The organism is Pseudomonas sp. G5(2012), from assembly GCF_000408945.1.
Taxonomy (GTDB): Bacteria; Pseudomonadota; Gammaproteobacteria; order Pseudomonadales; family Pseudomonadaceae; genus Aquipseudomonas; species Aquipseudomonas umsongensis.
The window spans coordinates 101,315-109,613 of the sequence record NZ_APIO01000006.1 but is presented as its reverse complement, the minus strand read 5'-3'; the positions used below and the strand labels follow the sequence as shown (position 1 = coordinate 109,613).

General features: G+C 62.1%; 8 protein-coding genes. All 8 read right to left on the bottom strand.

Features of this window, described 5'->3' with window-relative positions:
- Nucleotides 1-133: 133 nt before the first annotated feature.
- The gene (gene paaZ / locus PG5_RS02780) at nt 134-2,188 is read right to left on the bottom strand and encodes a phenylacetic acid degradation bifunctional protein PaaZ (protein WP_020795557.1); all 2,055 of its coding nucleotides are present in this window, start codon (nt 2,186-2,188) and stop codon (nt 134-136) included.
- Nucleotides 2,189-2,223: 35 nt separating this feature from the next.
- Nucleotides 2,224-3,870, bottom strand: a complete 1,647-nt coding sequence (locus tag PG5_RS02775) for a cation acetate symporter (protein WP_020795556.1) — start codon at nt 3,868-3,870, stop codon at nt 2,224-2,226.
- The gene (locus tag PG5_RS02770) at nt 3,867-4,175 is read right to left on the bottom strand and encodes a DUF485 domain-containing protein (RefSeq protein ID WP_020795555.1); all 309 of its coding nucleotides are present in this window, start codon (nt 4,173-4,175) and stop codon (nt 3,867-3,869) included. Before PG5_RS02770 ends, PG5_RS02775 begins: the two co-directional genes overlap by 4 nt.
- Before the next feature lie 194 nt (nt 4,176-4,369).
- Nucleotides 4,370-5,446, bottom strand: a complete 1,077-nt coding sequence (paaE, locus tag PG5_RS02765; protein ID WP_020795554.1) for a 1,2-phenylacetyl-CoA epoxidase subunit PaaE — start codon at nt 5,444-5,446, stop codon at nt 4,370-4,372.
- A 31-nt stretch (nt 5,447-5,477) separates the two neighbouring features.
- Nucleotides 5,478-6,011 (bottom strand): 1,2-phenylacetyl-CoA epoxidase subunit PaaD, encoded by a 534-nt coding sequence (gene paaD, locus PG5_RS02760; protein WP_020795553.1) that lies wholly within the window; start codon nt 6,009-6,011, stop codon nt 5,478-5,480.
- Nucleotides 5,998-6,759 (bottom strand): 1,2-phenylacetyl-CoA epoxidase subunit PaaC, encoded by a 762-nt coding sequence (gene paaC / locus PG5_RS02755; RefSeq protein ID WP_020795552.1) that lies wholly within the window; start codon nt 6,757-6,759, stop codon nt 5,998-6,000. The genes paaD and paaC overlap by 14 nt, the downstream gene beginning before the upstream one ends.
- Before the next feature lie 8 nt (nt 6,760-6,767).
- Nucleotides 6,768-7,049, bottom strand: coding sequence for a 1,2-phenylacetyl-CoA epoxidase subunit PaaB (paaB, locus tag PG5_RS02750; RefSeq protein WP_020795551.1), 282 nt, complete (start codon nt 7,047-7,049; stop codon nt 6,768-6,770).
- A gap of 152 nt (nt 7,050-7,201) precedes the next feature.
- A complete protein-coding gene (gene paaA, locus PG5_RS02745; protein WP_020795550.1) occupies nt 7,202-8,191 on the bottom strand; it encodes a 1,2-phenylacetyl-CoA epoxidase subunit PaaA in 990 nt (329 codons plus the stop codon).
- Between the last annotated feature and the right edge of the window lie 108 nt (nt 8,192-8,299).

Sequence of the window (8,299 nt, the reverse complement as noted above, 5' to 3'; positions counted from 1 at the left end):
ACATGAGCCAAAATCGAGTCTGAAAAATCCGATTATGACTGACGGCCGCCAACAGCAAGGGGGAGCAAGCTCCCCCTTCGGTTTTTACCGGACACTAGTGACGCGGAGCGTGGGAATGATCAGGTGAGGCAGGTCAGTCTTCGCGTTTGACTACGAGGGTCAGAATGTCATAACTGGCCACCAGCTCGCCGAGCTGGTTGGTCACTTCCACATCCCACGCCACCACCCCTTGCGGAACGCCTTGCGGGCTCTTCTTGCCCTGGTCGATCTTGCGTTTGCAGGTCAGGCGCGCCTGGATGGTGTCGCCGATGCCGACCGGGTTGATGAAGCGCAGGGTGTCCAGGCCGTAGTTGGCCAGGACCGGGCCGACGCCAGGGGATACGAACAGGCCGGCTGCTGCCGACAGCACGAAGTAGCCGTGGGCGATGCGCTTGCCGAATTGCGATTCCTTGGCCGCGATGTCGTCGAAGTGCATGTAGAAGTGGTCGCCCGACAGGCAACCGAAGTTCACCAGGTCCGCCTCGGTGACGGTGCGACGGTGAGTCAGCAGCGACTCGCCGATCTGCAGGTCCTGGAAATAGCGACGGAATGGGTGCACTTCGGTTTCGATGACCTTGGCGCCGCGTACGTATTCACCGGTGACCGCTGCCAGCATGGTCGGCGAGCCTTGTACCGCCGCGCGTTGCAGGTAGTGTTTCACCGCACGCAGGCCGCCGAGTTCTTCACCACCGCCGGCACGACCCGGGCCGCCGTGCTTGAGTTGTGGCAGTGGCGAACCGTGACCGGTGGATTCACCGGCGCAGTTGCGGTCAAGTACCAGCAGACGGCCGTGCAGGGCCGCGGCCACTGGAATCGCTTTGGCGGCGATGTGCGGATCCTTGGTCACCAGGCTTGCCACCAGGCTGCCTTTGCCGCGTGCGGCCAGGGCCAGTGCTTCGTCCAGATCGTCGTAAGCCATCAGGGTGCTGACTGGACCGAACGCTTCGATGTCGTGAGCGCCACCTTCGGCGTGCGGGTCGCGGGCCTGCAACAGGGTCGGGGCGAAGAACGCGCCCTTATCGACGTTCTCGCCGCGAGGTTCGAAACCGTCGCGGGCGCCGAACAGCAGGTCGCTGCTCTGCAACAGCATTTCCAGGCGTTCGGCCACGTCTTTCTGCTGATCGTGGGACGCCAACGCACCCATGCGCACGCCTTCCACCGACGGGTCTCCAACCACCACTTTGGCCAGGCGATCACGCAAGCGCGTGGCCACTGCATCGATGTGCTTGGCCGGGACGATGGCGCGACGGATGGCGGTGCATTTCTGCCCGGCCTTGGTGGTCATCTCCCTGGCGACTTCCTTGATGAACAGCTCGAACTCTTCGTCATCCGGGGTGACGTCCGGAGCGAGGATCGCGCAGTTCAGCGAGTCGGCTTCGGCAGTGAACGGCACCGAATTGCGAATCAGGTTCGGGTTGACCCGAAGCTTGGCCGCGGTGTCGGCGGAACCGGTGAAGGTCACCACGTCCTGGCCTTGCAGGCGATCGAGCAGGTCACCGGTGCCGCCGATAATCAGCTGCAGGCTGCCCGCCGGGAGCAGGCCGGAGTCGTCCATCAGGCGCACCACGGCTTCGGTCAGGTAGCTGGTGGCGCTGGCTGGCTTGACGATGCACGGCATGCCGGCGAGGAAGCTCGGCGCGAATTTTTCCAGCATGCCCCAGATTGGGAAGTTGAAGGCGTTGACGTGCACCGCGACACCGCCGCGTGGCACCAGGATGTGGGTGCCGGCGAAGGTGCCCATCTTGCTCAATTGCAGCGCCGGGCCTTCGTGGACGACGTTGCCCGATGGCAGTTCACGCGAGCCAAGGCTGGCATAGGTGAACAGCGTGCTGTTGCCGCCTTCGATGTCGATCCAGCTGTCGGCACGGGTCGCGCCGCTGTGGTGGGATATCGCGTAGAGCTGTTCCTTGCGTTCGGCCAGGTACAGGGCCAGGGCCTTGAGACGCTGGGCGCGTTGCTGGAAGTCCAGCGCCATCAGGCCGCTGACGCCTTGGCGGCGGCCGTGTTCGATGGCTTCGGCGAAGTCCGGACGCTCTTCATGGGTGCGTGCGATTTCATGGCCGTCGATGGCACTGCGCAGGATTTGCGCGCCTTGTTGGCCGATCCAGCGGCCGGCGATGAAACTTTGCAGGGTAGGGGCGTGGGACATTGCAAATGCTCCGGGTTTGGTCATCAAGTTAAGAATTAGTGTTGGCTGGCGCCCGAAGCGCCGATGCCGGTCATGGAACGAATGAACTGCGCCAGGTAACGGCCGCGCTCAAGGGCGGCACGTGGCGAACGGTCGGTGACGGAAAACAGCCAGGCGCTGAAAAAGGCCAGGCTCATGGAAAACAGTGCGGGGTTGGAATAGGGGAACAGTGCCTGGTCGTGATGCAGCACGTTGACCCACACCGCCGGGCTCAGCACCAGCAAGACGATTGCCGACACCAGCCCCATCAGGCTGCCGCTGACCGCGCCACGGGTGGTCAGGCCTTTCCAGTACATCGAGAGGAACAGCACCGGGAAATTCACCGAGGCCGCGATGGCCAGCACCAGCCCGGACAGGAAGGCAATGTTCTGCGATTCGAACAAAAGGCCAAGGATGATCGCCAGCACACCGATGCACAGGGTGGCGATTCGCGATACGCGCATTTCCTGCTGCTCGCTGGCCTGGCCCTTGCGCATCACGCAGGCATACAGGTCGTGGGACACCGCCGAAGCGCCGGACAACGCCAACCCGGCGACCACTGCCAGGATGGTGGCGAAGGCGACCGCAGAAATGAAACCAAGGAACAGGTTGCCGCCGACAGCCTGGGCCAAATGCACGGCGACCATGTTGCCGCCGCCGATGATCGCGCCGCTGGTATCACGGTACGCCGGATCGGTGCCGACCATGACGATCGCACCGAAGCCGACGATGATCAGCAGCAAGTAGAAGTAGCCGATGAAACCAGTAGCGTAGAACACGCTTTTACGTGCTTCCCTGGCATCGCTGACGGTGAAGAAACGCATCAGGATATGTGGCAGGCCGGCGGTGCCGAAGATCATGCCCAGGCCCAGGGAAATGGCATCGACCGGATTGGACAGCAAGGCGCCGGGGGCCATGATCGCGCTGCCTTTGGCGTGCACGGCGGTAGCACCGGCGAACATCGCTTCGGTGCTGAAACCGAAATGCTTGAGCACCATGAACGCCATGAAACTGGTACCGAATAGCAGCATCACCGCCTTGATGATCTGCACCCAGGTGGTGGCGAGCATGCCGCCGAAGGTGACATAGAACACCATCAGCACGCCGACCAGCATCACCGCGTAGAGGTAATCGATACCGAACAGCAATTCGATCAGCTTGCCGGCGCCGACCATCTGCGCCACCAGGTACATCAGTGCCACGGTCAGGGTGCCGAAGGCCGACGTCAGGCGCACGGGCGTCTGTTCCAGGCGATAGGAGACCACGTCGGCGAAGGTGTATTTACCGAGGTTGCGCAGGCGTTCGGCGATCAGGAACAGGATGATCGGCCAGCCGGCCAGGACGCCCAATGCATAGAGCAAACCGTCGTAGCCGTTAAGGAACATCATCGCGGAAATGCCGAGGAAGGATGCTGCCGAGATCATGTCGCCGGCAATCGCCAGGCCGTTCTGGAAGCCGGTCATGCCGCCGCCAGCGGTGTAGAAGTCACTGGCCGAGCGGGTGCGCAACGCGGCCCAGCGCGTCACACCGAGGGTGAACAGGACGAACAGCATGAACATGCCGATGGCGTTCCAGTTCAGTGGACGGGACGCGCCCTCGGCGGCTACCGCAAGATCGGTGACCAGCGCCAGCGGCAACAGGAACAACGCAAGAAGACGGCTCATCGGGCGCACTCCTGCTTGAGTTTTTCATTCAGCGGGTCGATCACGTTGTTGGCGCGATAGACGTAGAAACCGGTCAAGGCAAAGGCCAGCACCACGATCACCACACCCACCAGCATGCCCACGGTGGTCACGCCGCCACTCAGGGACTGGCCGAGGGTGGAGGGGGAGAACGCCACCAGCAGGACAAAGCCGAAATAGATCACCAGCATGATCAGCGACAGGGACCAGTACAGCGCCTGCTTGCGGCGTACCAGCTGGATGAAGTGGGGGTGCTGGTGGATTAGTTCTATGTCTTGGGGGCTCATGGTGGTGTCCTTTGTTTTTTTTTGTTGTGGGCGCAGCTATGGGATACAACACAGATCATTGTGGGAGCGGGCTTGCCCGCGAAGACGGAATATCAGGCGACATCAATGTTGAATCTGATGGCCTCTTCGCGGGCAAGTCGAATCGTCGCACCGCCGCTCCCACAGGGTTTTGTGTAAGTCCGGTAGATCGGATATCAGAGCTGATCGAAATCCAGCACCACCTTGTCGCTGATCGGGAAGGCCTGGCACGACAGCACATAGCCGGCGGCCACTTCGTAGTCTTCCAGGGCGTGGTTGCTGTCCATTTCCACTTCGCCTTCGATGACCTTGCATTTGCACGTCGAGCACACACCGGACTTGCACGAGTAGGGCAGTTCGGCGCCCTGGGCGTTGCCGGCATCGAGGATGCTCTGGCTGTTGCGCGGCAGGTCGAAGGCCAGGGCACGGCCATCGCTGATCACGGTGATCTGGCTGACCGCCGCATCGACCTGGCGGGCGGCTTCGCGGGCCTGGCGTTTCTGCTGGCTGCCAGCGGCGGCGAACAATTCGAAATGAATGCGCTCAGGCGCCATGCCCTTGGCCTTGAGGCTGTCGCGCACGGTCTCGGTCATTTCCTGCGGACCGCAGATGAAGGCGGCATCGAGGGCTTCGACATCGAGCCAGCGGCTGAACAGCTGCTCGCATTTCTCGGCGTTGATCCGGCCGTTATACAGGTCGACATCCTGCTGCTCGCGGCTGAACACGAAGATCAGGTTCAGGCGTTGCAGATAGCGGTTCTTCAAGTCTTCCAGCTGTTCGCGAAACAGTGCACCGGAGCTGGAGCGGTTGCCGTACAGCAGGGTGACGCGGCTGTGGGGCTCGGTTTCCAGGGTGGTCTTGATGATCGACAGGATCGGCGTGATGCCGCTGCCGGCGGCGACGGCCAGGTAGTTGCCGTGGCGGGCGGGATCGAGTTCCACGCTGAAATGCCCGGCGGGCGGCATCACTTCCAGGCTGTGCCCGGCCTTAAGCTGTTCGTTGGCAAACGCGGAAAAACGACCGCCTGCGACGCGCTTGATAGCAACCCGCAGTTCACCGTCGTTGACGCCGGTGCAGATCGAGTAGGAGCGGCGCACTTCCTCGCCGTCCAGCTGGGTGCGCATCACCAGGTGCTGGCCCTGGGTGTAATGAAAGCTGTCCTGCAGGTGCTGCGGAATCTCGAAGGCGATGGACACCGCGTCACGGGTCTCGGTGCGCACATCCTTGATGGTCAGGCTGTGAAATTTGCTCATTGTTGTTCTCCAGCTGGACGGCAGACGCCGCTCAGATGCACTTGAAATAGTCGAACGGTTCCCGGCAATCGACGCAGCGATACAGCGCCTTGCACGCGGTGGAGCCAAACTCGCTGAGCACTTCGGTGTGGACGCTGCCGCATTGCGGGCAGGCGATCACCGGGCTTTCGCCGAGCAGGCTGCGTTTGCTGGTGCTGCCTTCAGGTGGTGCGATGCCGTAGGCGCGCAGGCGTTCGCGGCCGCTGTCGGTGATCCAGTCGGTGGTCCAGGCCGGGGTCAGGCGGCGCTCCAGGTTCGGTGCCTGGAAGCCGGCCTGTTCCAGCGCCTGGCGGATATCACCCTCGATCACTTCGGTCGCCGGGCATCCGGAATAGGTCGGGGTGACCACCACATGCAAGTGCCCGGCTTGCCAGTCGAGATCGCGGACGATCCCCAGGTCCACCACGCTGACCACCGGGACTTCCGGGTCCATGACCTCGGCCAGGATCGCCCAGGCGGCGGTTAAGTCGCTCGGTTGTACCGGCCGGGCGCCCTGGTCGCTGGCGATCAACTCACCAGGTTGCATCGGGGTACGCTCGTGGCAGGAACTGCATTTCGGCCAGCAGGATGCCCAGGTGCTCGGTGTGCAGGCCCTTGCGCGCATTCAGGTAGAAATAGCTCGGTGCTGCCGGCACGGGCAGGGTGGCGCTGGCGAAAATGTCGTTGACCTTGGCTTGCCACTGCGCCCTCACGCTGGCGATGTCCGGGGTGATACCGGCTTCGCACAGGCGCTGTTCGCTGTCATCGGCGGCGATCAATTCAACGGTAAAACGCCAGACCTCGGGAATGGCCGTGAGCATGCGCTGGTGGCTTTCCTCGGTGCCGTCACCCAGACGCTCGACCCACTCGCCGGAGCGGCGCAGGTGATAGGTGACTTCCTTGACCGCTTTGGCGGCGATCCCGGCAATGCGCTCATCGCTGGACTGGCTCAGGCCCTGGAGGACCGGCAGGTGCCAGGCGTCATACAGGAACTGCTTGAGGAGGGTTACCGCGTAATCGCCGTTAGGTTGTTCCACCAGCAGCAGGTTGCGATAGGCGCGCTCGTCGCGGCGGAACGCCAGGTCGTCGGCGTCGCGGCCGTCGTCCAGCAACTCGGCGGCGTAGTCCAGCCAGTTGCGGGCCTGGCCCACCAAGTCGAGGCCGACGTTCATCAGTGCCAGCTCTTCTTCCAGCGCCGGGGCCTTGCCGCACCACTGGCACAGGCGCTGGCCCTGGATCAGGGCGCTGTCGCCCAGGCGCAGCAGGTATTCGATCAGATCGGTCTTGTTATTCATGGTCGACCTCACATGTGCCCGACTTCGGCCGGCAGCTCGTAGAAGCTGGCATGGCGGTAAACCTTGTCGTCCGACGGATCGAACAGCGGGTCTTTCTCATCCGGCGATGAGGCGGTGATCAGCTTTGAGGGCACGACCCACAGGCTCACGCCTTCGCTACGGCGGGTGTACAGCTCGCGGGCGTTCTCGATCGCCATGGTGGTGTCGGCGGCATGCACGCTGCCGACGTGCTTGTGGTTGAGGCCGTGCTTGCTGCGCACGAAGACTTCGAAGAGGGTCCATTCGGACATTTCAGTTACTCCACATCTGTTCGGTTTTTTGCTGACGGGGCTGAAGATCAAAAGATCGCAGCCTTCGGCAGCTCCTACATGGGATCACCGGCTCCTGTAGGAGCTGGCGCAGCCTGCGATCTTTTGGCGGCATGGAAGCCGCCGAAGATCAATCAAGCGGCGTTCTTGTTTTGTTTTTTGCGGGCGTGGGCGACGGCGGCTTCACGAACCCAGGCGCCGTCTTCAATCGCCTTGCGGCGGGTAGCGACGCGTTCGGTGTTGCACGGGCCGTTGCCCTTGAGCACTTCGTAGAATTCGTCCCACTGGATTTCGCCGAAGTCGTAGTGACCGCGCTCGGCGTTCCACTTCAAGTCCGGGTCGGGGCAGGTGCAGCCCAGCAGTTCCAGCTGCGGGATGGTCTGGTCGATGAAGCGCTGGCGCAGTTCGTCGTTGCTCTGGCGCTTGATTTTCCAGGCCATGGATTGCGCGCTGTTTGGCGAGTGTTCATCGCTTGGGCCGAACATCATCAGCGACGGCCACCACAGGCGGTTGATCGCATCCTGGACCATGTCTTTTTGCGCCTGAGTGCCGTGACGCATCATGGTCAGGAGGATTTCGTAGCCCTGGCGCTGGTGGAAACTCTCTTCCTTGCAGATGCGGATCATCGCCCGGGAATAGGGGCCGTAGGAGGTGCGCTGCAGCACCACCTGGTTGACGATCGCCGCGCCATCCACCAGCCAGCCCACTGCGCCCATGTCGGCCCAGTTCAGCGTCGGGTAATTGAAGATGCTCGAGTACTTGGCCTTGCCGCTGTGCAGCTTGGCGATCTCTTCATCTCGGTCGGCCCCCAGGGTTTCCATGGCGCTGTACAGGTACAGGCCGTGACCGGCTTCGTCCTGGATCTTGGCCATCAATTGCAATTTGCGTTTGAGCGTCGGCGCGCGGGTGACCCAGTTGCCTTCCGGGAGCATGCCGACGATTTCCGAGTGGGCGTGCTGGGAAATTTGCCGGATAAGGGTTTGCCGGTAGGCATCTGGCATCCAGTTCTTGGCTTCGATCTTGATTTCTGAATCGATTTTTTCCTGGAAGGCACGCTCCTCATCGGACATCTCCGAGAGGTCTTTGATGCGCTTTACGCCTGTTTCTACGAGCTGTGCGTACATGGGGGTCTCCCGCCGTGAATCTGTTCGAGGGCATGGAGAACTTTATAAGCGATACAGAAATTAATATCAAACAGAAAATGACGTGTCGTATTTGTTTTTGTATCGCTT

Coding starts and splice junctions, on each gene's coding strand:
- paaZ (WP_020795557.1), bottom strand. CDS start 2,188: ATGTCCCACGCCCCTACCCTGCAAAGTTTCATCGCCGGCCGCTGGATC.
- PG5_RS02775 (WP_020795556.1), bottom strand. CDS start 3,870: ATGAGCCGTCTTCTTGCGTTGTTCCTGTTGCCGCTGGCGCTGGTCACC.
- PG5_RS02770 (WP_020795555.1), bottom strand. CDS start 4,175: ATGAGCCCCCAAGACATAGAACTAATCCACCAGCACCCCCACTTCATC.
- paaE (WP_020795554.1), bottom strand. CDS start 5,446: ATGAGCAAATTTCACAGCCTGACCATCAAGGATGTGCGCACCGAGACC.
- paaD (WP_020795553.1), bottom strand. CDS start 6,011: ATGCAACCTGGTGAGTTGATCGCCAGCGACCAGGGCGCCCGGCCGGTA.
- paaC (WP_020795552.1), bottom strand. CDS start 6,759: ATGAATAACAAGACCGATCTGATCGAATACCTGCTGCGCCTGGGCGAC.
- paaB (WP_020795551.1), bottom strand. CDS start 7,049: ATGTCCGAATGGACCCTCTTCGAAGTCTTCGTGCGCAGCAAGCACGGC.
- paaA (WP_020795550.1), bottom strand. CDS start 8,191: ATGTACGCACAGCTCGTAGAAACAGGCGTAAAGCGCATCAAAGACCTC.